Raw genomic sequence first — 22,318 nt, 5'->3', positions numbered from 1 at the left:
TGGCCCCGCCGCACCATCGCACGCCCCGACCGCAGGTCGACGTCAACCCGAACACCCCCGACCGCTAGCACCCGCAAGCACCCCACCGGCAAACGATCCCCACTCGCCAACACAACGCTCAACCAGCCAAACCACACCAAACCCGCCCCAGACCACCCCTGCCACCTGCCAATTCATGTTGGAACGAGCCCAGTGCTGTGAAGCGCTCAGAGCAGAGACTCCGCAGGGCTTACGGCCCCCCAGTGGGGTTCAATCCCCTTCGTCGGCGTCGGCGTCGGCGTCGCGGAGTGCGCGCGCTGGATCTGGCCTGGCCTGGGCGCAAGCCGAGTTGGCGGAGTCGTTCGGCGAGTTGGTGAGAGCTGATCGGGCGGCCGGACGGCGCCATTACGGGCCGGTACTGCATGCCCAGCAGTGGACCAGGCCGAGACAACGTCGAAGTCGAAGTAGGAGCCGGTGTCGGTGACTACGACGCGACAGGACCGGGTGTTGACGGGTAAGCCTGGTCAACGGGCGTCCTCTCCCAGCTCTTCGAGCTGCTCACAGAGGTGGGTTTAACGGGTGACGAGTTCCAGATCCGAGCTGTCCTGGCTGCCATCTGGCGGGTCCGGTCGTTGGAGTGCTGCTACGGGGTCACGCAGCAGGGTCACGATCTTCTCCGGGTTGGGCGGGGTCATCGACGGTTTCCGTTTACCTTGCCCGGGCGGCTGTTGGCTCTGTTCCTCCCGGAGGCGACCGAGGAGGTGGGCGTACGGCATTTCGTTCCGGCAGGCATTCAGTTTCCTGAGCGGGGTGTGCCGTTCCCGGATGGTTGTCCATGTGTTCCAGTGGAAGATTCCCGGGCGGAGCACTTCAACGGCCGTGTGGCAGGCCGACCATGACCGGTCCGCCAGCGTGTGGGTGATCAGTTCGAGGCGCCTGCGGGCGAGCGCGTAGCGGGCGTTCGTGCTCGCTGTCGGGTCGGAGTGACTTCCTGGCGTTCGTCAAGGCCAGGGAAGGGGTCACGGCGGCCGCCTCCCGCGCTGCGGTCGAGCGGGCCGTCCGCGGCTTCCCCGTCGTCCAGGTCAAGGACCAGGCCGAGTACAAGCAGGACCGGGCGCGGCAGGTCGACCAGATTTTGGCGCTGTTCTGAGTCTGGTCGGCTCGACATCACCGGCCAGGTCAGTGGCGGCGCTCCTTGATCCACTCCAGCCACTGGTCGGCCAGCCGGTCCTCACCGAGCATGTGCAGCACAACCACGAGGTTGTTGGCACTGTCCAGGGTCCGACCGTGGTCATCACCCAGGACCCGGCGCCGGCGAAACAGGGTGTCCTCGCCAAGGTCCCGGGCGCGTTCGAGGTCATCCAGCCGGACCAGGCTGACCACAAGGGCGGCGGCGGTGTTCAGGGTGTGGGGGTGGTCCTCGCCGAGCACCCGTCGCCGACGGGCCAGTGTGTCCTTGTCCAGGTCTCGCGCGGCTTCGTCATACCCCAGCATGCGCATCGCGTCAGAAAGGTTGGCGGCCGCGTTCAGGGTGTCGGGGTGGTCGTCGCCCTTGCCGCGGCGGTAGCGGGCCAGCGTGTCCTCCAGGATGTCCTCGGCCCAGCGGTACTGCCCGAGAAACTTGAGGACGCGTGCGAAGTTGACGGCCGTGTCCAGGGTGTGGGGGTGCTCCTCGCCGAGGACCCGTCGCCTGCGGGCGAGGGTGTCCTAATACCGTTCACGAGCCTGCTCGTATTCACCGAGCGCGGCCAGTTGGTTGGCGAGGTTGTATGCCGCACCCAGCGTGTCGGGGTGGTCCGCGCCGAAGAGCCTCTCTGCGCGGGCCAGGGTGTCCTCGCTCAGGTTCCGCGTCCAGACGTGCTCGCCGAGCGCACTCAGGTCACCGACGATCACGTTGGCCGTAATAAGGGTGTCGTAGTGATCAGGGCCCAGCAGCCGACGGCGACGGGCCAAGATATCTTCGCCGAGCGCGCACGCCCGCCGAAGTTCCCCCGACTTGCTCAGCACCAATACGAAGTTGGCAGCCGCGACCAGCGTGGCCGGGGAATCCGCACCGAGGACTCGGCGGGCACGATTGAAGTTGTTTTCGGCCAGCTCACGGACCTGCTGCTCGCCGAGCCTGGCCAATGTACTGGCCAGATTGACCGACAGCATCAGCGTCATGCGATCGTCCACACCCAACACGCGCCGGCAGCGGCGCAAGGTGTCCTCACCCAGTGTGCGGGCCTCTTCGTACTCGCCGAGCTTGTGCAGGCTGAGCATCAGCCCGAAAGCCGACTCAAGCGTGTCGGGGTGATCGTCGCCTCGGATCCGGCGCAGTTGCGCCAGCGTGTCCTCCTCCAGCACGCGTGCCCGCCCGTACTCACCCGCCTCACGCAGCTCGTCGGCCTGCTCGATGGCGGACCGCAGGGCATCGGCGTGCCCCTCCCCGGTCTGCGGCCGTCCGCGCGGCCTGCCCCAAATGCCCCGCATGGCACTCACCCTTCCACGGACTGGCGGGAGGGGTCCCGGCTCCTCAGCCGCTGTTACTCATCACCAGCGAACCGGTACCAGAGATCGTGTCCATCGGGGCCAACCTTCGGTCGAGGCGGGCCCAGCAAAGTACTCACAACACCGCGGAAGCCGATGTGCGCGGGGCGAAGCGAACGGATGATCCGGGTGCTGGTGTTTTCGGGAGGCATCTAGGGTCGGTCGAGTGCAGCACGGACAGCTTCCCTAGCTTGATCACCGCTCGTACCGACCGGATTCGCGTGATCCGCAGCATCAAGCTCGTCATACAGTGAACCCATTTCATCTCCGGGCTGCCTGGGTGATGCGGTGGTTCTGTAGGACGGCGATGGCCTTGACGATGTGGCCTGCCTTGCTCGGGCTGCAGCGCAGCTTCCGCAGGATCCGCCATGACTTGAGCTGCGCGTTCGCGCGTTCACCTGGCCCGCGGAACTTGGCGTGTGACCGGTTCGCCTGCTTCTGCGACTCGGGCTTGTCCTTACCCTTGTAGGGCGTGATCACGACCGACGCTGCGGCGCCGTGGTAAGCCTTGTCGGCCAGAGTGAGGATCCCGGCCTTGTCCCAGCTCTCGCAAGACGCCCCACACGCGAGCGGCGGTCAGGTCGTGAACCTTGCCGGGCAACGCGCCCGAGGTCCACAGGATCGTTCCGTCCGGACCTGCGATCACCTGCACGTTCATCCCGTGCACCCGGTGCTTGCCGGAGAAGTACGGTCGATCCGCCCGGACCCGGTCGGTGTGGATGAGCGTCCCGGGCCAGCACCAGGTGGGTCAGCCCGTCCCGGCTGGCCTTCCGCAACGCCTGCGCGAGCTTGGGCGAGCGTGCCGACAGCAGCATGACGGTCTCCTCCACGTAGCGCCAGGCGGTGGTCGCGGACACACCGAAACCGGCGCTGATCTCGGCGAACGTCTCGTCCTTACGCAGATAGGCCAGGACCAAAAGCGCCTGCTGACCGGGGTTGAGCAGCCGCCAGGCCGACCTGATCGCCTTGCGTCGTCGACGGATCAGCCCGGCGACGTAGTTCAGCGTTGAACGCGACAAATCGAGGGCAGCGCGGTAGAACAGCACGTAGAGACCTCTGGTTCAGGCGACGTGATTGTGGTGATCAACCCGTCTACCAGGGGTCTCTCTACGTCATGGCCCAACCCGGCGCATCGCGATCATGCTGTGACCAGCAAGCCGCCGCCACAGGATGAAATGGGTTCAGTGTTGGGTGGCTGGGCTTCCAGGGAGTGGAGTTGTTCGACCAGGTCACGGTGCCGGTAGAAGAACGTGCGGTCGACACCGGCCTTGCGGGCGATCGCCGAGACACTGAGCTCCTCACCTGCAGTTGCGGCGTCGTTGAGGGCCTTGAGGACGCGCTGGCGGCGGGCCGAGTCAGCCCGGCGGCCTTGCGCCATCGCCGAAGTGCGGCCCGGGGTGGGGCCAGGGACAGTGATCATGCGGAACGCTCCGGACGGATGTCGGAAAGGGGCTGGCGGACGCGCGGCATACCGAGCATCACGGTGCGGTGCCGCCGAACCACTGCGACGGCCTGGTCGATTCGGGCACGTTCCTCGGCGGTCAGATCGTCCAGGTCGCTCTTGATCCGGTGGACAAGCCGCTGGACCCGGCGGATCTCCTCGTCCGAGGGCATCGCTTCAGCCCGAACCCAGTCATCGACCTCGGTGCTGCCGGCGTCAGCGACGAGCAGCCGTTCCCGGTTGCGCAGCACGTCGTCCAGGTAGGTCCGCAGGTCGGGCAGGTAGGAGATGTCGGTGCGGAAATGGTCGCAGCCCGCGCAGCGGAACCGGAATGGACAGGCGTGCCCGCCGGCCTTGACGTTGCTGGGTTCGGCGCAGACCCCAAACGGGACAACAACCTCGCCGACCGCCCAGCGGGCGTGTTCAGAGTCCAGCAGCGCCTGGACCCGGCGCCGGATACGGGTGCCGTGCCGATCGAACTGCATGACCGCGACCCGGTCCACGGCCCTGCGGCGGCGTTTCTCTCCGACCCGGTAGTACTTACGGGTGGCCGACAGCATCTCGTGATCCATCAACGCGCGCAGCACGTCGAGCGGGACACCGGCGTCGGCGTGCCGCTGGGCATAGGTGTGCCGATAGGAGTACGGCACGATCGTGGACTTGTCGTACTCGATGCCGTCGGCGGTCAGCAGCGGCGGCAGAGAGTCGACCCAAGCACGGTGCCGCATGGACAGGGTCTGCTCATGGATGCGGCGTCGTCCGCTCGGGTTGGCTACCGGCGATAGCAAGAACTTGATGCGCATCCTCTTGCCCAGGTCCTGACCTCGATGCCCGGGTTCGGGGTCAGGACCGCCGCCCGCCTCCTGCTGGAAGTCGGCGACGGGAGCTCGTTCCCGACCTCCGGGCACCTGGCCGCCTACGCCGGGCTGGCGCCGGTCAGCCGCATCTTCGGCGCCTCCATCCGCGGCGAACGACCCGCCAAGGGCGGCAACAAACACCTCGAACGCGCCATGTTCCTGGCCGCGTTCGCATCCTTGTCCGCCCCCGGCTCGCGAACGTACTACCGGCGGAAACGCGACCAAGGCAACGTCACAACTCCGCCCTCATCTGCCTGGCCCGCCGCCGCCGCGACGTGCTGTTCGCCATTCTCCGCGACGGCACCACCTACCACCCCCAACCGATCAGGCAGCGCCAAACGCTGCTTGACAAGATCCATAGGCCCCCCGATTTTCACTCCTCAAGGGAGGCCGCACCAGCGGCCATGATCGGCTACAAGGGGAAGTGCGAAGGCCCACCTATAACTCGGTGACCAGCCGCGCGTTACTGCGGACGCACTGGCATCCCAATGCGACATTGCTAAGGGTAATTAATCGAACACAGTCAAGATCATTATTGTCCACATTCGGACATGATATTGACCAAGGTGATCTCGCCGATTGACGATGGCTGTCATGTTCATTCGTACCGCTGAAGAATTCCCGTTCAAGGAGGAGGTTAATTGTGAGTGAACCCAGTCAATCGAGATCGCGCCGACTGCGACTCCGCGTGGTAGCCGTCTGGGCAGCGATTCCAGTGCTGCTCATTTCCGGTGTTCCGCCATCGGCCGCTCAAACACCGCCCACCGCGAATCCGGATACGAGGCAGGCATCCACCCTGCTCGCCGGTTTCGCTGCATCCATTCGCGCACGTGATGCCGCGGCCCCGGGGAAATCCTTACCGCCCGCGACCAGCCAGGCGACCGTCACGAAGGCCACCCTGCTCCCGGGCGACCGGCAAGTAGAAGCGGTATGGAACCTCGACGCGCGGAGCACTCGTCCAGCGAGCTACCGGGTCGAACTGTTCCACGGGTCGAAGCGCGTGACGACACAGACCGTGTGCGGTTCGTGCACGTGGGCCCTGTTTCCCGGCCCAGCGGTGGTCAATGGCGAACGATACCGAGCTGGCATCACCCCTATCGGCCCGGACGACAGGGCTGGCGATACCGTCGTGACCGGCTCGGCACAGCCGGCCACGTTGCCCGTGTCCAAGACCTCGACGCTCCCGAACGACGACGCTCTGGACCGGGCCATCGAGGAAGTGGGTAAGCGCCCGGCACTCCGCGAATCCCGGGACGAGGCGGGACTGGCGGTGAGCCTGGCCGACGGCAAGCTCGTCGCCGGCTTCGTCGACAACGAGCAATACAAAGAGCACGCGGCCGATCTCGCGCGCGCCCGCTCGGCACCATTGGTGCAGGTGCGGCCCATGAAGTACTCCACCGCCACGCTGGAGGCGCTCTCCGACCGAATCGCGCACGAGGCCCATAAACTTCGCTCGCGAGGTATCCGTATCACCGCGACGAGCGTCAATGTGCTGGCGAACAAGGTCACCGTGGACGTCCTTCCCGCGACGGCGGCGATGGCGAACGTCTTGGCTGCTGAATACGGCTCGGACACGCTCATTTTGCGGGGCAACCGGGCCCGTACCAGGCAGTCCAGCAACAACCCGGAATGGCAACCCGCACCGCGCATTCCATCAAGCTTCGACATCTCCTATTACGGTGGCATCTGGGTCAGTGGTGCCAGTGGCGACTGCACAGCCGGATACGTCGCCAAGAAGGAGAATGGTGAGCTCTACCTCACCACAGCGGGTCATTGCTACACAGTCGGCACCCCTGTCTCCGACGGAGCGGGCTCTCCGATCGGTCGGGTCACAGAAGCCCTGGACGGCAAGGGAGACGAGGCGGACGGCGCACTGGTCAGCATCGACTCCCCCGAATGGGCCACCAACCAGAAGCCGCCGGCGAGTTGCCCAAGGACCTGCTCGACCGAGCGCGCAAAAGTCGGATGCCCCAGACGCCCCAGGAACGACCACGCGGAGCGCTTGCCAGCCTCGGCCCCGCTTACGCGCTCATATTGGAGATCATCGAGATCAGCTGGCATCGCCGCGACATGAAGGCACTGGTGGCGACCGTCCACATCGCCAGCGAGAACCTTCCCCTGCTCGCCTGGGAACCGGTGCTCGGCCACGCGGGCGACCCGGCAGTCATCGGTGCCTCGGTGACCGGGGTGGGCAGCCGGTTCGGGGTGCCGGTCGTGCCCGGGTCCGCGCGCCGGTGCGACCACACCCGGCCGGAACGTTCCGCCTGCGAACGCATGCTGCGGGTCACGAACGAACCGGGCCAGGGCTGGCGCGCCTATCTCAACCGCCAGCACAGCCAGGTCGCACAAGCCCTCGGCGACTGCGCCGCCCGCTGCCGTACCCCGTGCTCGGTCATGTCCCGCATCGACGAACCGGTGCGGACGCGCCTGACCGAGCGCTGCAAGCTCGCCGCCGACTTCACCAACAGCGCCCTGGTCAGACTGCGGCATGCGGCTCCGGTCGGGCAGGGCTTCGGGGTCCCGTCGCCGATGGAGGTCCAGACGGCCTGGAACCGCTCGCGCAACGCGCTACGCAAGCTGCCGCTGGGCTATCAAGCGATGCAAGGCAGCGAGGATGACCCGTATCCGCTGGGGGGCCTGGCTGCGCTCTTCTCAGCGATCGCCGACGCCCCAATAGTCCCCGAAACAATGTTGCATGACGTCTCAACCCGCGTCACCGACCTGATGACAAGCAGCGGCGAGGACACCCTTTTCACTGACAGGCTGCAAGCGGGGGGCAGTTGAGTGATGGCCGTGAATCCACGGGTCGGGAGGTGTCAGTCGGTCCAGCTGCCGGTCCAGGTCGCGCTGCCGTGGTGAAGGCGGGTGGTCCCGCGGGCAGTCCTGATGTCGTCAAGGAGACCTGCGCTGGCAGCACGATTGTGATGTCGCGGCCCAGGATCGCCGGGCCGACCACGATCACACCCGAGACCTCGTTCCGGGTCTGCGGCATCGGCGCTCGTTCCCTCGCCGACTCATCATCAGACCGCTCCTGCGAAGCTCGACCAGCCTCCTGACCAGGCGGCTGGTCAGGAGGCTCCTCGGCGGGCCAGCGGGACGCCGGTGAGGGCTGAGCATTAGCGGGCGCATGCGCAGGCGTTCCAGCAGAGTGACCGGGCCGCTGACGTCGCGGCCCATCACCAGCGAACCGTAGTTCGTCCCGGCGCTGAAGGCATTGGACACCGTCCCTTCCACCGGCTCGGCGGCCTCCGGCCGGGCCACGGACCTAGATTCGGTACTGGTATGCGGTGCTGGTGGCCGCGGCGGTGGCGGGATTGGGCGGGATCAGCAAGACCGAACTGACCGTCCAAGCCGTCCACATCGCGCTGAACAGGGGCTGGTTCGATGGTGGGGTGCTGCCGATCGACCTGCACGGCTACGCGCCCGAATCCTCCCGGCTCACCGCCCAGCAGGCGGTGGTGAACCTGCTGCGCTGCCTGAGCGTGCCCGACGAGGTTCTTCCGGACTCCTTCGATGAGCGGGTGCGGATGTACCGGGCGATCCTGGCCGCCTACGCAGGCCTCGGCACCCCGATCCTAGTGGTTGGACAACGCGTGCGCCGGAGATGTCGGCCAGGCCGGGGAAGCTGGTGATGATCGCGGAGTCGGGGTGCTGGTGGAAGGTCTCGCTGACGGCCTCGGCGAGCTGGCCGGCAGCCTGGCAGGCCGCGTCCATTTGGAGCGGCAGCGCTCGGGTCTGCTGGCCGAGGGCGGCTTCGACTGCGGGGAGTTGACGCAGATGTTCTCGGCGGAAGATGGCGTGAAGACCCGCGACTCGATCCTCGAAACCCCGTTTGCGGCCGGCACGACGCAACGCTGCCCGTAGTCGGGTCTTGGTCAGCTTGGTGGCTGCGGCGGGTGTGGACGCGGTAGCCAGGATGATGCGGGCTTCGGCGGAGGCCAGGCCGACGCTCTTGATCTAGAAGGCCTCCTGGGCGGCGGGGAAGTACTCGCAGCAGGGAACGGAGCTGGTTGGTCAATTGCTGGCGGTTCCAGACCGCGTCCTGGTGGGCGCGTGCCAGCACCGCGATTGAGGTGCCCCGGATCTTCCGGACAGCTCCCCAACTAGAGTTGAGGAGAACCGGAAAGGAAGGTCGTTGGCACGACAGAGGCGGCATTTCACCCAGGAGCACAAGGATGAGATCGTCCGCATGGTTCTGGACGGCCCACGCCCCATCGCCCACGTTGCGCGTGAGGTCGGGATCCATGACACCACCCTGGGCAACTGGGTGAAGGACTACCGCAGAAGGCACGGCGACGCGGCCGCCACCGACACCGGCGGAGGCGAGTACAAGAGCCGGCGGGAACTCCAGCTCGAACGAGAAAACCGCAAACTCCGCGAAGAGAACGAGTTCCTGAAAAAAGCCGCCTTGAGTTCAACCGGTCGATGCAACAATCACCGGTTGACCGCCAAGTACGAGTGCATCGACGCGGAGGAGGCCAACCACGCCATCATCGACATGTGCGCCTGGCTACGCGTGTCACGATCGGGATATTACGAATGGCGCGGACGGCCGATGTCGGCGACCGCGGAACGACGACAGCGCCTGAAAGCGATGATCCAGGCGGTGTTCGACGCCAACCATGAGACCTACGGATACCGCCGGATCCACGTCGTGCTGGCCCGTTCCGGCGAACAGGTCTCCCCGGAACTGGTCCGGCAGCTGATGCGCGAGATGGGCCTGCAGCCGGTGCAGCCCAGGCCCTGGCGGCCGATCACCACCCTGGCCGGCGACCCGGGCGACCTTCCCGACCTGGTCGAACGAGACTTCACCGCCGAGCGGCCCGGCACCAAACTCGTCGGCGATATCACCTACATCCCCACCTGGGAGGGTTTCCTTTATCTGGCGACCGTCATCGACTGCCACTCGAAGATGGTCGTCGGGTGGGCGATGGCCGATCACTTCAAGACCTCGCTCATCAACGCCGCGCTGGACTCGGCGGCCGGGCACATCGACATCGAACCCGGATGCATTTTCCATTCCGACCGCGGTTCGAACTACACCAAGTGAGGAGTTCGGCCGGCGTCTACGCAAGTACCAGATGCGCCGCTCGGTGGGGCGGACGGGCGTGTGCTGGGATAATGCCATGGCCGAGTCGTTCTTCGGCTAACTGAAGAACGAGTGGCTCAACCGCATGGTATTTGTCACATGCACCAAAGCCCGCCGCGCGGTCGTCCAATACATCGAAGGCTTCTATAATCAACGCAAGCTTCACTCGGCGATCGGGTACCGGACTCCCCTGGAGGTCCACACCGAGTACCTGAGCCGGCACCAGGCCGCGTAGGACACCCATCAAGACACTGAGCTCTTTTCAGCGGCAGGTTGAGGTGTGCTGATCACAGCATGATCGCGGGCGGTGCGGCGCGCTCTGAACATGGCGGAGCCCCTGGTAGGACGGTTGATCTCTCACAACCCTCCGCCCGCACCAGAGGCTCCGCATGCTTTTGTATCGCGCTTCGCTACCGTTGTCGCGCCAGACCCTGACCTACGCCACCGGCGTCATTCGCCGACACCGCGCATCGATCGGCAGCAAAGGCCGAGCGCTGCCCCCGGGCGCCCAGGCCCTGATTGTCCTGGTCTACCTGCGCAAAGGTGAGACCTTCGCCGAACTGGCCGCCGGGTTCGGAGTCTCGACCAGCACCGCGTGGCGTTACACCACCGAGTCGATCGAGCTGCTGGCCGCGCGTGCACCCAAGCTCGATGCCGCCGTAGGCAAAGCGCGGCGTGACCGGCTGCCCTACCTGATCTTGGACGGGACGCTGGTGGCGATCGACCGGGTGGCCGCCGACCGTCCCTTCTACTCGGGAAAGCACCACAAGCACGGAATGAACCTGCAGGTGATCGCTGCCCCGGATGGCACCCTGCTGTGGGTGTCGGGCCCGTTGCGGGGGTCGGTGCACGATCTGAAGGCCGCCCGGATCTGGGGCGTCATCCGCGCGCTGGCCGCCACCGGCATCCTCGTCCTGGCCGATAAGGCGTATCAAGGGGCCGGTGACCATGTCCTCACGCCCTACCGGGGACGCGGCAAGCCCGAGTCACAAAAGGACGCCAACCGGGCTCACGCCCGGCTCCGAGGGCCGGGCCGAACGCGCGAATGCCCAGCTCAAGACATGGCGCATCCTCCGCAAGCTGCGGTGCTGCCCATTCCAGGCCGGACGGATCGCCAAGGCGATCCACACCCTGCAACTCCGCGAGAACCCATCACGCTGAAAAGGGCTCACTGTCCCTCAGCGCTATCTGGCCCGCCAGATCTGTCGGCTCTTCAAGGCCACCGGTGCTGATCGCTGTGACCGGTGGACCAGTTCCCCGTCCAACACCGTCCCTGCCAGTTTGCGGGTCGTACCTTGGCGACAACCACGTTAGCAGGCCGCAGGTTCTGCGGAGGAATGCTGTCTACCAGCGTGACCGCAGCGCGCTGCGCCAGGCGGTGGCCAGTGCATTGGTCTCTTGCCGACAGTGCTCAATTCGGAGGAGCATGGAGGCGGTGTTCGTCTGGCGTGTAACGACGCAAGACGGCACGATCGACGCGCCCAGGCGGCAAGTCGGCAGGCCCGGAGACGGTCACAGATTCTGTGTGCGTTGGCGGGCGAGTTGGGCGGCGGCGGTGTTCGTCGAGGTGTTGTTCTTGTCGGCCAATTCGAAGACCTCGGTGAGGGTGTGGCCGATGCGGGCGCAGTCTTGAAGCACGCGGGTTCGGTCGTAGCCGTCGAGCAGGGCTGCGTTATTGATGAGGCCGCCGCCGTTGGCGATGAAGTCGGGTGCGTAGAGGATGCCCGCGTCGCGCAGAAGGGCTCCGACAATGGGGGCGGACAACTGGTTGTTAGCGGCGCCGGCCACCACCTTGGCCTTCAGTCGGGGGACGGTTGCCGGGGTGAGTACGTCGCCGAGCGCGCAGGGGGCGAACACGTCGGTCGGCTGGGTGAGGATGTCGTCGCTGGACACTTCTTGGGCGTCGAACTCTCTGACAACGCGGCGTACGGCATCGGGGCGGATGTCGGCGACCAGCAGGCGCGCACCCGCTTCGGCGAGCATCCGGGTCAGCCAGTAGCCGACCTTTCCCAGGCCCTGGACGGCGATGATGCGGCCGCTCAGGTCGGAGGTGCCCCATACGCGTTCTGCCGCGGCCTGGATGGAGGCCAGGACTCCAGCGGCGGCGGGTTGGGCGGAGTCGACTCCCTCACCGCCGAGAACGTGTGGGGTGTTCTCACGCATGAGGGCGACGTCGTCGACCGAGATGCCGACGTCCTCCCCGGTGACGAAGTGTCCTCCGAGTCGGTCGATTGCGGAGCCCATGGCATGGAGCAGTTCCGGTGTTTTGTCCCGCCCGGAGTCGCCAAAAATGACGGCCTTGCCGCCTCCGAAGGGCAGACCGGCCAGGGCCGACTTGTAGGTCATGGTCTGGGAGAGGCGCAGGGCGTCGCCGATGCCGTCGGCTTCCAGGGCGTACTCCCGCATGCGGGTGCCGCCCATGGCGTTGCGCGGTCCGCAGCGGTGCACCGCGATCATAGCCCGCAGGCCGGACTTCGAGTCGGCCACGAACACGACCCGCTCGTGGTCGTCGAAAGCGGGATGATGGAACACGGTCATGGGGCCTCCACCTGGTGAGCTCCTTGAGATATGGCCTCATCAACGTAGGTCCGCACTGCTCGCGTGCTCCAGTCCAACCGGCGGCAGATGGACCGGACCGTCCGTCCGCCGAGTTGGTTCGGTCTTCTCGGCCTTGTTTGGTCCGGGTGCCGTCCAGGACTGCTCCATAGATTCAGAAACGACAGGGCTCGAGCCCCTCTTCGCATGTCCTGCCGTGCTCGAGTCGTGCTCGCACGTCGTAAGGAGTCGTCCATGACGGAAGCGGCTACCGATCGTCAGCCCCTGCTCGGCTACCACCACCTGCGCTACCACGTCGGCAACGCCAAGCAAGCCGCCCACTACTACCGCACGGCCTTTGGCTTCACGCCCATCGCCTACTCCGGCCCGGAGACCGGGAACCGGGAGAGCGTCTCCTGGGTACTGGCTCAAGGCGATGTACGCCTGGTGTTGACCGCCGGCCTGCTGCCGGGGCATCTGGCAACCGACCAGCAGCATCAGCACGGAGACGGCGTACGGGACATCGCCTTCGCTGTCCCCGATGTCCATGCCGCGTTCGACGCCGCGCTCGCCGGTGGGGCCCAAGCCGTGAGCGAGCCGCACGAGATCAGCGACGACCACGGCAAGGCCGAGCTGGCGAGCATCGCCGGCTATGGCGACACCATCCACACCTTCGTCGACGCCTCCGGCTACTCCGGGCCCTTCCTGCCCGGTTGTCGAGCGGTCGGCGGCACCGGCACGGTGGGTGGGCTGAAGCCGCTGTGGACCGTTCCCCCGGGTCGCGGTGTCGGCATCACCGGCATCGATCACATCGTGTGCAACGTCCCACTGCACGAGATGAACACCTGGACCGAGTTCTATAAGCGAGTGCTCGGCCTCACCCAGCTCGTCCACTACGACGACGAGACCGTAGGCACCCAATACACCTCGATGATGAGCAAGGTCGTCTGGGACGGCACCGGCAAGATCAAACTCAATGTGAACGAACCCGCGCAGGGCAAGTCGCTGTCGCAGATACAGGAGTACCTGAACTACTACGGCGACTCCGGGGTACAGCACATCGCCTTCGCCACCGACGACATCGCCGCCACGGTCACGCAGATGCGGGACAGCGGCGTACGCTTCATGCGCGTCCCCGACACCTACTACGACGAAGTGCGGGAACGGGTCGACATCGACGCGCTTGACCTCGATCTGGCCCGGCTGGCAGACCTCGGCATACTGCTGGACCAGGACGAGGACGGCTACCTGCTCCAACTGTTCACCGAGCCCGCCCAGGACCGGCCGACCCTCTTTTACGAGGTCATCGAGCGGCATGGAACCCGCGGCTTCGGCCTGAACAACTTCAAGGCCCTGTTCCAGGCCATCGAGCGCGAGCAGGCCGCCCGCGGCAACCTCTGATGTGGCCCGCCTTCTGCGCGCCGCGTGCGCTCACCAGGTCGACCACTTGGCCGGGTGATAATGTCCGAATTCATGAAGCTCGACCAGACCATCCGGGGGTCGGAACTTCTGCTTGCTCTGGATCGCTCCAGCGGACACCCGATGCACGTGCAGCTGGAAGGCGCGCTGCGCGACGCCATCCGCAGCGGCCGATTCGCCGACGGGACCAAGCTGCCTGCCTCACGGGTCCTGGCCATGGAACTCGATTGTTCGCGCTGGGTGGTCGTGGAGGCGTACCAGCAGCTCACCGCCGAGGGATATCTTCGGGCCCGGGCCGGCGGCGGGACCGTGGTCATCAGTCCTCCGCCAGCGGCCGAGGAGGTTCCACGGATTCCCGTTGCCCCGCCGCCCGCGGTTTTGGTCGACTTCGAACCCGGACTTCCGGACCTGGCCGCGTTTCCCCGCGGTATGTGGCTCCGGGCTGTCCAGCGCACGGTGCGAAGTCTGCCTCCCCACGAGCTCAACTACGGGGCCGATGCCGGGGTGCCGTTGCTGCGGCGTGTTCTGGCCGAACATCTGGCGCGTACGCGGGGTGTCCGCACGGACGAGGAAGGCGTGCTGGTGTGTGCGGGGGTTACCCACGGCCTGACGCTGCTGTGCGAGGTGCTGCGCGAGCGAGGGCATCGCCAGATTGCCGTCGAGGATCCTGGCTGGCCACGGCTGAGCAAGGCCGTACGCCGGGCGGGATTGGTGCCGGTCCAGGTACCGGTGGACGCGGAAGGTCTGGTTGTCGACGCGCTGTGGCGGACGCCGTCTCGGGCGGTGTTGGTCTCACCGGCCCACCAGTTTCCAGCGGGCGTGGCGCTGTCCCCGAGCCGCCGGGCGGCTCTGCTCCGCTGGGCGCGCGAACGGGACGCGCTGGTCTTCGAGGACGACTATGACGCCGAGTACCGCTATGACCGCAGACCGGTCGGCGCGCTGCAAGGACTGGATCCCGACCGGGTGGCGTACCTCGGCACGGTCAGCAAGACGCTCGGGCCTGGGGTGAGGATCGGCTGGCTGATCGCGCCCCGAGAGCTGCGGCCGGCCCTGCTCGCTCTCCGCGATTGCGGGGACCCCGTCCCGGCCACCCTTGAGCAGGTGGTGCTGGCCGATCTGATCGAGTCGGGTTCGCTGGACCGGTATCTGCGCCGTACCAGGAGCAGCTATGTGCAGCGTTTGAACACGCTCTGCGCCGCCCTGGTGGAAAGTCTGCCCGGGGCCCGTGTCCAGGGCGTCGACGCCGGCCTGCACCTCACGTTGCTCCTGCCCGATGACGCGGATGAGGCTGCCCTGATCCAGGAAGCCCGCCGGCTGGGCGTTCTGGCCGCAGGACTCGGTGACTACTACAGCGGTGTCTCGCCGACGCCCGGTCTGGTGATCGGCTACGGCAAAGTCCGCCAGCGGCAGATCGCCGAGGGGATCGCCGCGCTGGCCCAGGCGTATCGGACGACCAGGCACAGTGCCGACTGACCTTTGAACCCCTCTCCACTTGGACCGGTTCACCGACCCCTGAATGGTCAGGTCCATCCATGAATTCGCCGCCTAGCCTTTTGTACTGACCAGTTCGCCCAGCATCACCCGGAGGTAGGGATGGCCACGAGGCAGCAGGCGATCAGCCCACCCGAGTTGGCTTCCGGCCCTGCCGCGAAGTTCTTCTACAACCACGCGATCCGCCACGGCAGGCAACTGTGGATCTCGGGCCAGGTCTCAATGAACGCAGACGGGGCCGTCGTCGGCGAAGGAGACATCACACGGCAGGCAGAGCAGGTCATCGAGAACCTGTCGGCCGTAATGCAGGCCGCGGGCGGGGACCTCTCGCATTTGGTTTCCACGACAACGTACGTGACCGACCGGTCCCTGCTGCTGCCCGTCAACGAGGTCCGTGGCCATTACCTGGCGTCCGACCCGGCGCCCACCAGCACCTTGCTGATCGTGGCCGGTCTGGCCCGGCCGGAGTTCCTGCTGGAGATCAGCGCGGTCGCGGTCCTTCCCGACTGACCCGATCCGCTTTTACAGCACGGCGGCCGGGACGCACAACTCCCGCCTCAAGGATCCCATCCACCAGGAGACCCAGATGAGCAAGCCGTTCGCGTCTTCGGCAGATCTCACAGAGAAGAAGCGGAGTCTTGAAGAACTCGCCGACGGCGTATACGTCCTGACCGCTGAGGGCGACCCGAACGTCGGCGCCATCGAAGGCGAGGACTTCGTCGTCTGCTTTGAGGCCCTCGCCACCCCGGTCGCTGCCCGCGAGTGGCTGGCGATGCTGCGCGAGCACACCGACAAACCGGTCAAGTATCTGATCCTGTCGCACTACCACGCCGTGCGGGTTCTGGGTGCGAGCGCCTTCGACGCGGACGTGGTCATCGCGCACGACCGCACCCGGGTGCTGATCGCCGAACGCGGCGGTCAGGACTGGGCGTCGGAGTACAGCCGCATGCCCCGCCTTTTCAAGGACCCCGACTCCATCCCGGGCCTGACCTGGCCGACCCAGACCTTCACCGACACGGTCACCATCGATCTCGGCGGCGTCCGCGGCGACCTCGTCTTGACCTATTGCGGGCGCGGCCACACCGAAGGCGACATCGTCGCCTGGCTACCCGAGCACCAAATCCTCTTCGCCGGTGACCTCGTCGAGGCCCAGGCCGCCCTTTACACCGGCGACGCATTCCACCGGGAATGGTCCACCACCACGCTCAACCGCGTGGCCGCCTTCCGGGCCGAGACGATCATCGGCGGCCGCGGAGCGGTGGCTCGCGGGCGCGCCGCAGTCGACGCGGCCATTGCTCAAACCCGCCATTTCCTCCAGGTCATGCTACGCGAGGTCGGCGAAGTCCAGTCCCGTGGCGGCACCCTCAGGGACGCTTTCCGGGCCGCGCGTGCCGCGCTGGTCGACCAGTACGGCGGCTGGCCCATCTTCGAGCACTGCCTGCCATTCGACGTGGCCCGGGTCTGGGACGAACTGTCCGGCATCGAACGCCCCGCGATCTGGACGGCCGAACGCGACCGCGCGGTCTGGAACGCCCTTCAAGACTGATTCGGCAAACATTTCGAGGGAAATCCCATGGTGCCCTACCAGCAGGCGGGCGACATACCGCCCAAGCGGCACACCCGGTACCGCAGACCCGACGTCGGTCTCTACTACGAGGAACTGAAGGAGAGGCGCCCCCACGCTGGACCAGACCTACAGCGAGGAACATCTGCTGATAGGCCGTTCTCACTCCCAGAAGCCTTGGGCGCTGCTGATTCGTGGCGTTCGCAGCTCCGCACCGGAGGCGATATGGACGACCTTGGGCACACGTGGAGCGGACCCAATCTCCACGCCCGCGAACCCATGTTCGACCCAGCCGGTCCGACCAAGCCGCAACGGCACGGCGCGGCATGCCTGGTATGTGACAAGCGCTGGCCGCGCCCGCAGATCAGGGTGGGCCACTTCCCGGATGGGAGCGCGGCGTACGCCTGTGAGGACTGCGCTCCGGCCGTCAAACCATAAGGTGCGCGCTTAACGGAGCGACCCGGCAGAGCCCGCACACAGAATGATCACAAGAGGATCTTGGCAACGCGTGCCACCGGCGCCCGGCGGGCGGGGTTTCGTCGTCACCACCACGGCGGCGGCCGCCGGGACGATAACCAGCAAGCAGCCTCGGCACCCGTACATGGCCCATACACACCCGTACACCGACCATACCTCGGGGTATGGACGGTGTACGGACGGAACACGCGTCAGCGGGCCGTCAGGCGCCCCGCCGGTCGTTGCGGGTCACTTTGCGGGGATGGACGGCGGCAGCGCGGCGGCCAGGGGGGCCAGGACCGGCGGGCGCCTCACCAGCTCGCAGCGTCGCCAGCAGGATGACCGCCACCAGGCCGGCGGCGTAGTCGGCGCGGGCCCGGTCGTGCTCGGCCAGCTCGCCCGGCCGACGCGCTCGGCTGGCCGGCGGGGACCGGGGCAAAGGGAGCAGCGGCGCTAACCAGGGTTAATTGGTCATGGCGGTTTGGGTAGTGGACGGGCCGTTGGTGTGGGCGTATGCCGGTTGTATGGCCAGATACCCCCAGGGCGGCGGGATGACCGACGCGGGCCGTGAGCGTCGAGAACGGGTTCGGATGCAGGCGGCGCAGTGGTTCGGTGAGGGCCGGCCGAACGCGCAGATCGCCGCCGAGTTGCTGGTCGGTGTGCGGCAGGTGGAGAAGTGGCGCCAAGCCTGGCGTCGGGGCGGGGCCGAGGCGCTGCGGTCCCGGGGTCCGCACCATCGGCCGCGGCTGGACGATGCGGCGTTCGCCCGGCTGGAGGCCGAGCTGAACCGTGGCCCGGCCGCGCATGGCTACGCCGATGACCAGCGGTGGACGCTGGGCCGGGTGGCCGCGCCCATCAGCCGGCTGTTCGGGAACGACTACACCTTGCCGGGGGTGTCGCTACTGTTGCGCCGCAACGGCTGGTCGGTGCAGGTGCCCGGACGCCAAGCGATCGAACGTGACGACCAGGCCGTCGAGGTGTGGAAGCGGCAGGTGTGGCCGCAGGTGGAAGCACCGCGGGCGACCTGGGCGCCTGGATCTGCTTCGCCGACGAAGCAGGCCAAGGGCACAGGCCGCCCAAAGGACGCTCCTGGAGCCGCCGGGGGCACCGGCCGCAGGTGAGGGTGCACGGCGGCGACCACGGCGGGCGGGTCTCGGTCGCCGGGATGGTCTGCTACCGGCCCGGTGAGCGGTCCCGGCTGATCTACCGGCTGCACCACTACCGCCGCCGCACAGGCGAACGCGCCGCCTTCACCCTGGCCGAGTACAAGAGCATGCTGCAGGCCGCCCACCAGCAGTTACCCGGCGGGAAGCTCGTGCTGATCTGGGACAACCTGGGCATCCACCACTCGATGGCGATGCGGGCGTTCATCGACGCCCACACCGACTGGCTGAGGGTGTTCTACCTGCCTGCCTACGCCCCCGACCTCAACCCCGCCGAGAGCATCTGGTCCCTGCTGAAACGCTCCATGGCCAACTTCCTGGCCACCGACCTGGACCACCTCACCCGCATGATCAAGCACCGCCTCAAAGCCATCCAGCACCACCCCGAGGTGATCGACGCCTGCCTGACCACCACAGGACTCACCCTCACCACCACACCCGCCATCACCAATTAACCCTGGTTAGCGGGTCGGCAGGCCCTGTCATCGCTCCCTCGGTTCTTCACCGCGCCGTGAGCTGCGGCGGTCAGGGATCTCGATGACTCGCGTACAGCCCGTGTGGTCATGTTCCAGTAGGCGGCCACCTGGCGGCAACCGCTCGATCGCGGCTGCAGTAGCCACCTGCGTTCGCGTTCGAACGCCACCGCAGCTCGGCCCTTCGCCACGATGATGGCGACCCGGCAGAGACCTCCGAAAAGGACGCCCAGCACCATGAGAATGTCGAAGATCCCGCCAGCCATGCGTCGCCTCCCAGCCCGGGCACGGTAGCCCGCTTCGTAGCTGACAAGCTGTGGGTGGCCAGTCGGTTGGGGGCGGCGTGAATTCTGCTGAGTTCCAGACCGGGCGGGACAGCCGTGGCTGGCCCAGGCCCGTAGCCCGACGGTCTGTAAGAAGTAGTGCACACCCACCGGTCGTCGTGCCGACCGATCAACAAGGCCTCGCCGCCGTCGATGCCTGGCTCCGCGGAATCACCGCACCCCGAAGCTGCTGTACGCGGAAGGTCGACGGGTTCGAGCTGAACCCCGGAGTTCTCCACCGACGACGACCGGCGGTTAATCGACGTGCGGCTGCTGCCCCTGGACGAGGCGGAGATGCTGTTGAGCGAGGAGATCAGCGCGTCGGCGGACGACTTCGTGCGGCTCGGCTTGGACGTCGCGCGTGAGCACTACTGTCAGGCGATCGACAACGTCGTGGCCGGGAACCTGGAGGCGGCCAACAGCCGGTTCCGCGCCATTTTCGAGTCCGTGATCGTCCACTTCGCAAAGACGCTGGGGTTCTTGTCGGCAACAAGGAGGCCGGAGGGCGGGCGGCCGCCTGGCTTAGGGACAACACCACTTGCCCTGGATGACGGCGGCGATTTCGTCCGAATCTGTGGAAGATCGTGCGGACGAACGGACCTCACCTGGGAACGACCACGACTGGCGAAGTGCGCTTCCGAATGCTTGCTGTGACGGCCGCCGGGCGGTATCTAATCGACCGCTTCGGCTCGCCGACCACCCCCTAAACTGACGCCGCGCGGACCGCAGGAGCGTAGGAGGCTGTGGGCCGGGTTGATCAGGCACCGAGCAGGGCGTTAACCTTCTGGAAGATGACGGCGGCGGCATCGAGGGGTTCGGTGGGGACTGCCTCTGGGTTGGCCTCGATAGTGCACGACACGCATAGTGACCACGATCCCCGCTCCATAGGGGGCCGTCTGGGTCACGATGTTCGCTCGTTGTTCGCTCGGCGTCCCCGGGATGGGACGACACGCCGCGACACGGATTATCACGATGAGGGCGCTGAGCACGGACCATGCGGTAGAGTTCGATAGCGAGAGCACTGATCTGACATGAGAGCAGCGGACTCTTAATCCGCGGGCTCGGACCTGCAGGGAGCAAGCTCGCACCGACCAGCAAGTCAAGGAACCCGCAGGGCGCAAAGCATGAGGTACACCAGCTTCCCACGACAGCCGGTGGACTCCTGGCCCCGGGGACTTTAGGCAACCGATCGACACTCCCTGCCGGTCGCCTGCCCAGGCTCTACACGCGCCGCCGCGCGTGGGATGCACCTATAGCCCATCCGCCGAAATCCACAAGCCTTCCCAGCGCCCTAATCTCACAACACCACCCCACGCTGCTCACCGCGTCGCGCCGACCACCATCGAAGGCCACATACCGCTACTCCCCCAAACGTGCTCCCGTTGCTCCCGCCCGGAGCCGGGGGCGACGGGAGCACCCACGATTCCCGAATCGTCCTGAACGGATGTCAACGAGCGTCAACGGCCGCCGCTGACCTGCGGCGACTCGAAAAGCTGCAGGCCAGTCGTGATCGCGGATGACCTTGACACGGTAGAGGCCACTGGTTCAATCCCAGTATCGCCCACCACACTCCTGCGCAGGTCAGGGGCCATGCTCGTGTTGTTGACGACCGAGGCCTCAGGCCTGATTGGGCGATATGTGGACGATGATCTTGCTCTCGTCCGCTGCCACCGCTCCGACCTGATTCCTCACCTGCAGTCTAGCGAGAACCTTCCACATCTGGGGTGCGGCGGTGACGTGATGTACCCCGGCTTTGGTGGTGTCGGCTGGCTGGAATCCTCGTGCCGTTGATCACGAGGAGAGGCAGCGGATGCCCCGTAGTCATCCCCCTGAGTTCCGGCGCAAGGTGCTGGATCTGGTGAAGGCCGGGCGGCCGGTCCAGCAGGTCGCAGCGGACCTGGACATGCCCAGTCAGACCATCTACGTGTGGCTGCGGCAAGACCACATCGACTCAGGTCTGGAGCCCGGTCTGACGTCGGCCGATCACGCGGAACTGATCGCGGCGCGGCGCCGGATCGCCGAGTTGGAGACCGAGTTGGCCATCACGAGGCGGGCGGTCGATTTGCTGAGAGAGGCGGTGCCCCCAAGGGCCATCGAGGTGACGGCGAAAGAGGGTCTGCCGATCGCTACCTGCTGCAGAATCCTTCAGGTCTCCGAATCGGGGTTCCACATGTGGCGCCGCCGGCCGCCCTCGGCGCGGGCGCTGCGGCACGCGTGGCTGACCGAGCAGATCCGGGCCGTCCACGCCGACTCCCGCGGCGCCTACGGCGGCCGCCGCGTTCACGCCGACCTCACCCTCGGCCTGGGCATCCAGGTCGGTCACGGTGCGGTGGAGCTGCTGATGCGCCGCGCCGGTTTGAAGGGCCTGCCCGGGGTGCGGCGGCCGCGGCGCAAGCACCAGACGCCGACCGCCGCCGACCTGGTCGACCGTGACTTTCACCGCAGCGCACCCAACCAGCTGTTGGTCACTGACATCACCGGAACCCCACCCGCGAGGGCAAGGTCTACTGCTGCGTGGTGCTGGACGTCTACGCCCGCCGCGTAGTCGGCTGGTCCATCGACTCCACCCAAACCGCCGCGCTGGTCATTAACGCGCTGGCATGGCGATCCACGAAACTCGGGGCACATCGGACTTCACCAAACCCGGTACGGCTCAGAACACCCCGAGTAGCAGTTCTCCGTGCGGCCCGCGGAACCGGAGTACTGGCGCTGCACCCCGGCCGACTTCGTCCCTTCTTCAGAAACCCCGTCTCGTCCACGATCAGGACCGCGTCCCGGTGCCCGAGGTTCTCCACCGCATACGCCCGCAGGTCATCCCGCACCCCACGGGCATCCCACCGGGCACTGCTGAGCAGCCGCTGCATCCGGTCCGGCTGCAGATCCCCGGCCGCCTCGGCCAACTGCCAGCCGTTCTTGCGCTCCACCGGAGCCAGCAAGCCGTCACATACGCCCGCGCCTGCCGACGCGGCTCTGCCCGCCCGAACCGCCCCGCCCACCCG

The 22,318-nt window shown here is 66.8% G+C and carries 17 protein-coding genes and 5 pseudogenes; 15 read left to right on the top strand and 7 right to left on the bottom strand.

The window, feature by feature from the left end; genetic code table 11:
- Window positions 1-1,158: 1,158 nt before the first annotated feature.
- The 4 genes and pseudogenes from ETD83_RS46085 to ETD83_RS25555 form a co-directional block, all read right to left on the bottom strand.
- Window positions 1,159-1,686: pseudogene (locus tag ETD83_RS46085) on the bottom strand (tetratricopeptide repeat protein); the annotation flags it as partial.
- Window positions 1,687-2,451 (bottom strand): tetratricopeptide repeat protein, encoded by a 765-nt coding sequence (locus tag ETD83_RS25565; RefSeq protein WP_138647744.1) that lies wholly within the window; start codon window positions 2,449-2,451, stop codon window positions 1,687-1,689.
- 318 nt (window positions 2,452-2,769) lie between these two features.
- Window positions 2,770-3,554 (bottom strand): annotated as a pseudogene (locus tag ETD83_RS25560) (transposase family protein).
- A gap of 92 nt (window positions 3,555-3,646) precedes the next feature.
- Window positions 3,647-3,886 carry a DUF6262 family protein gene (locus ETD83_RS25555; protein ID WP_205717883.1) on the bottom strand — a complete coding sequence of 80 codons (240 nt, stop codon included), beginning with the start codon at window positions 3,884-3,886 and terminating at the stop codon, window positions 3,647-3,649.
- Between the two features lie 854 nt (window positions 3,887-4,740).
- Here ETD83_RS25555 and ETD83_RS25545 point away from each other — a divergent pair.
- From ETD83_RS25545 to ETD83_RS25520, 7 genes and pseudogenes are all read left to right on the top strand, one after another.
- Window positions 4,741-5,126: pseudogene (locus ETD83_RS25545) on the top strand (transposase); the annotation flags it as partial.
- 395 nt (window positions 5,127-5,521) lie between these two features.
- On the top strand, window positions 5,522-6,880 hold the full coding sequence (locus ETD83_RS43880; protein ID WP_205717882.1) for a chymotrypsin family serine protease: 1,359 nt from the start codon (window positions 5,522-5,524) through the stop codon (window positions 6,878-6,880).
- Entirely contained in the window at window positions 6,841-7,590 is a 750-nt protein-coding gene (locus ETD83_RS25540; protein WP_205717881.1) for a hypothetical protein, read from the top strand. Before ETD83_RS43880 ends, ETD83_RS25540 begins: the two co-directional genes overlap by 40 nt.
- Before the next feature lie 503 nt (window positions 7,591-8,093).
- Window positions 8,094-8,438 (top strand): hypothetical protein, encoded by a 345-nt coding sequence (locus ETD83_RS25535; RefSeq protein WP_138647742.1) that lies wholly within the window; start codon window positions 8,094-8,096, stop codon window positions 8,436-8,438.
- A gap of 16 nt (window positions 8,439-8,454) precedes the next feature.
- Entirely contained in the window at window positions 8,455-8,670 is a 216-nt protein-coding gene (locus ETD83_RS25530; protein WP_138647741.1) for a hypothetical protein, read from the top strand.
- Between the two features lie 271 nt (window positions 8,671-8,941).
- A pseudogene (locus tag ETD83_RS25525) lies at window positions 8,942-10,130 on the top strand (IS3 family transposase).
- Between the two features lie 154 nt (window positions 10,131-10,284).
- Window positions 10,285-11,056 (top strand): annotated as a pseudogene (locus ETD83_RS25520) (transposase family protein).
- A 351-nt stretch (window positions 11,057-11,407) separates the two neighbouring features.
- On the opposite strand, the gene ETD83_RS25515 reads toward ETD83_RS25520, so the two are convergent.
- A complete protein-coding gene (locus ETD83_RS25515; RefSeq protein ID WP_138647740.1) occupies window positions 11,408-12,433 on the bottom strand; it encodes a Leu/Phe/Val dehydrogenase in 1,026 nt (341 codons plus the stop codon).
- A 252-nt stretch (window positions 12,434-12,685) separates the two neighbouring features.
- Between ETD83_RS25515 and hppD the strand changes: the two genes are divergently transcribed.
- From hppD to ETD83_RS25495, 4 genes are all read left to right on the top strand, one after another.
- Window positions 12,686-13,831, top strand: a complete 1,146-nt coding sequence (hppD, locus tag ETD83_RS25510; RefSeq protein WP_138647739.1) for a 4-hydroxyphenylpyruvate dioxygenase — start codon at window positions 12,686-12,688, stop codon at window positions 13,829-13,831.
- Between the two features lie 72 nt (window positions 13,832-13,903).
- Complete coding sequence (gene pdxR / locus ETD83_RS25505) at window positions 13,904-15,322, top strand: MocR-like pyridoxine biosynthesis transcription factor PdxR (RefSeq protein ID WP_138647738.1); 1,419 nt, start codon at window positions 13,904-13,906, stop codon at window positions 15,320-15,322.
- Window positions 15,323-15,442: 120 nt separating this feature from the next.
- On the top strand, window positions 15,443-15,850 hold the full coding sequence (locus tag ETD83_RS25500) for a RidA family protein (RefSeq protein ID WP_138647737.1): 408 nt from the start codon (window positions 15,443-15,445) through the stop codon (window positions 15,848-15,850).
- Between the two features lie 76 nt (window positions 15,851-15,926).
- Window positions 15,927-16,886 carry an MBL fold metallo-hydrolase gene (locus tag ETD83_RS25495; protein ID WP_138647736.1) on the top strand — a complete coding sequence of 320 codons (960 nt, stop codon included), beginning with the start codon at window positions 15,927-15,929 and terminating at the stop codon, window positions 16,884-16,886.
- A gap of 697 nt (window positions 16,887-17,583) precedes the next feature.
- On the opposite strand, the gene ETD83_RS25485 is transcribed toward ETD83_RS25495, so the two are convergent.
- Window positions 17,584-17,799 carry a hypothetical protein gene (locus ETD83_RS25485; RefSeq protein ID WP_138647734.1) on the bottom strand — a complete coding sequence of 72 codons (216 nt, stop codon included), beginning with the start codon at window positions 17,797-17,799 and terminating at the stop codon, window positions 17,584-17,586.
- Window positions 17,800-17,884: 85 nt separating this feature from the next.
- Between ETD83_RS25485 and ETD83_RS25480 the strand changes: the two genes are divergently transcribed.
- The 4 genes from ETD83_RS25480 to ETD83_RS25465 all read left to right on the top strand — a co-directional run bounded on the left by ETD83_RS25480 (window position 17,885) and on the right by ETD83_RS25465 (window position 21,864).
- A complete protein-coding gene (locus tag ETD83_RS25480; RefSeq protein ID WP_138647745.1) occupies window positions 17,885-18,481 on the top strand; it encodes a winged helix-turn-helix domain-containing protein in 597 nt (198 codons plus the stop codon).
- Window positions 18,385-18,978, top strand: coding sequence for an IS630 family transposase (locus ETD83_RS25475; protein WP_230421167.1), 594 nt, complete (start codon window positions 18,385-18,387; stop codon window positions 18,976-18,978). The genes ETD83_RS25480 and ETD83_RS25475 overlap by 97 nt, the downstream gene beginning before the upstream one ends.
- A gap of 605 nt (window positions 18,979-19,583) precedes the next feature.
- Entirely contained in the window at window positions 19,584-19,973 is a 390-nt protein-coding gene (locus ETD83_RS25470; RefSeq protein ID WP_138647733.1) for a hypothetical protein, read from the top strand.
- 1,102 nt (window positions 19,974-21,075) lie between these two features.
- Entirely contained in the window at window positions 21,076-21,864 is a 789-nt protein-coding gene (locus tag ETD83_RS25465; protein ID WP_138647732.1) for an IS3 family transposase, read from the top strand.
- Here the strand turns inward: ETD83_RS25465 and ETD83_RS25460 are convergent.
- Window positions 21,848-22,318: transposase (locus ETD83_RS25460; RefSeq protein WP_138647731.1), on the bottom strand; the 471-nt coding region annotated here is incomplete at its 5' end. The genes ETD83_RS25465 and ETD83_RS25460 overlap by 17 nt on opposite strands.

The sequence above is a fragment of the Actinomadura soli genome (assembly GCF_005889715.1).
Classification (GTDB): domain Bacteria; phylum Actinomycetota; class Actinomycetes; order Streptosporangiales; family Streptosporangiaceae; genus Spirillospora; species Spirillospora soli.
Note: the sequence above shows the minus strand (reverse complement) of the source record. Positions and strands in the feature narration are given on the sequence as shown.

Bases quoted from the DNA above. Each gene is read 5' to 3' on its own strand.
- hppD (WP_138647739.1), top strand. From the start codon at position 12,686: ATGACGGAAGCGGCTACCGATCGTCAGCCCCTGCTCGGCTACCACCAC.
- ETD83_RS25480 (WP_138647745.1), top strand. From the start codon at position 17,885: ATGGCCAGATACCCCCAGGGCGGCGGGATGACCGACGCGGGCCGTGAG.
- ETD83_RS25515 (WP_138647740.1), bottom strand. From the start codon at position 12,433: ATGACCGTGTTCCATCATCCCGCTTTCGACGACCACGAGCGGGTCGTG.
- ETD83_RS25565 (WP_138647744.1), bottom strand. From the start codon at position 2,451: ATGCGGGGCATTTGGGGCAGGCCGCGCGGACGGCCGCAGACCGGGGAG.
- pdxR (WP_138647738.1), top strand. From the start codon at position 13,904: ATGAAGCTCGACCAGACCATCCGGGGGTCGGAACTTCTGCTTGCTCTG.
- ETD83_RS25555 (WP_205717883.1), bottom strand. From the start codon at position 3,886: ATGGCGCAAGGCCGCCGGGCTGACTCGGCCCGCCGCCAGCGCGTCCTC.
- ETD83_RS25500 (WP_138647737.1), top strand. From the start codon at position 15,443: ATGGCCACGAGGCAGCAGGCGATCAGCCCACCCGAGTTGGCTTCCGGC.
- ETD83_RS25495 (WP_138647736.1), top strand. From the start codon at position 15,927: ATGAGCAAGCCGTTCGCGTCTTCGGCAGATCTCACAGAGAAGAAGCGG.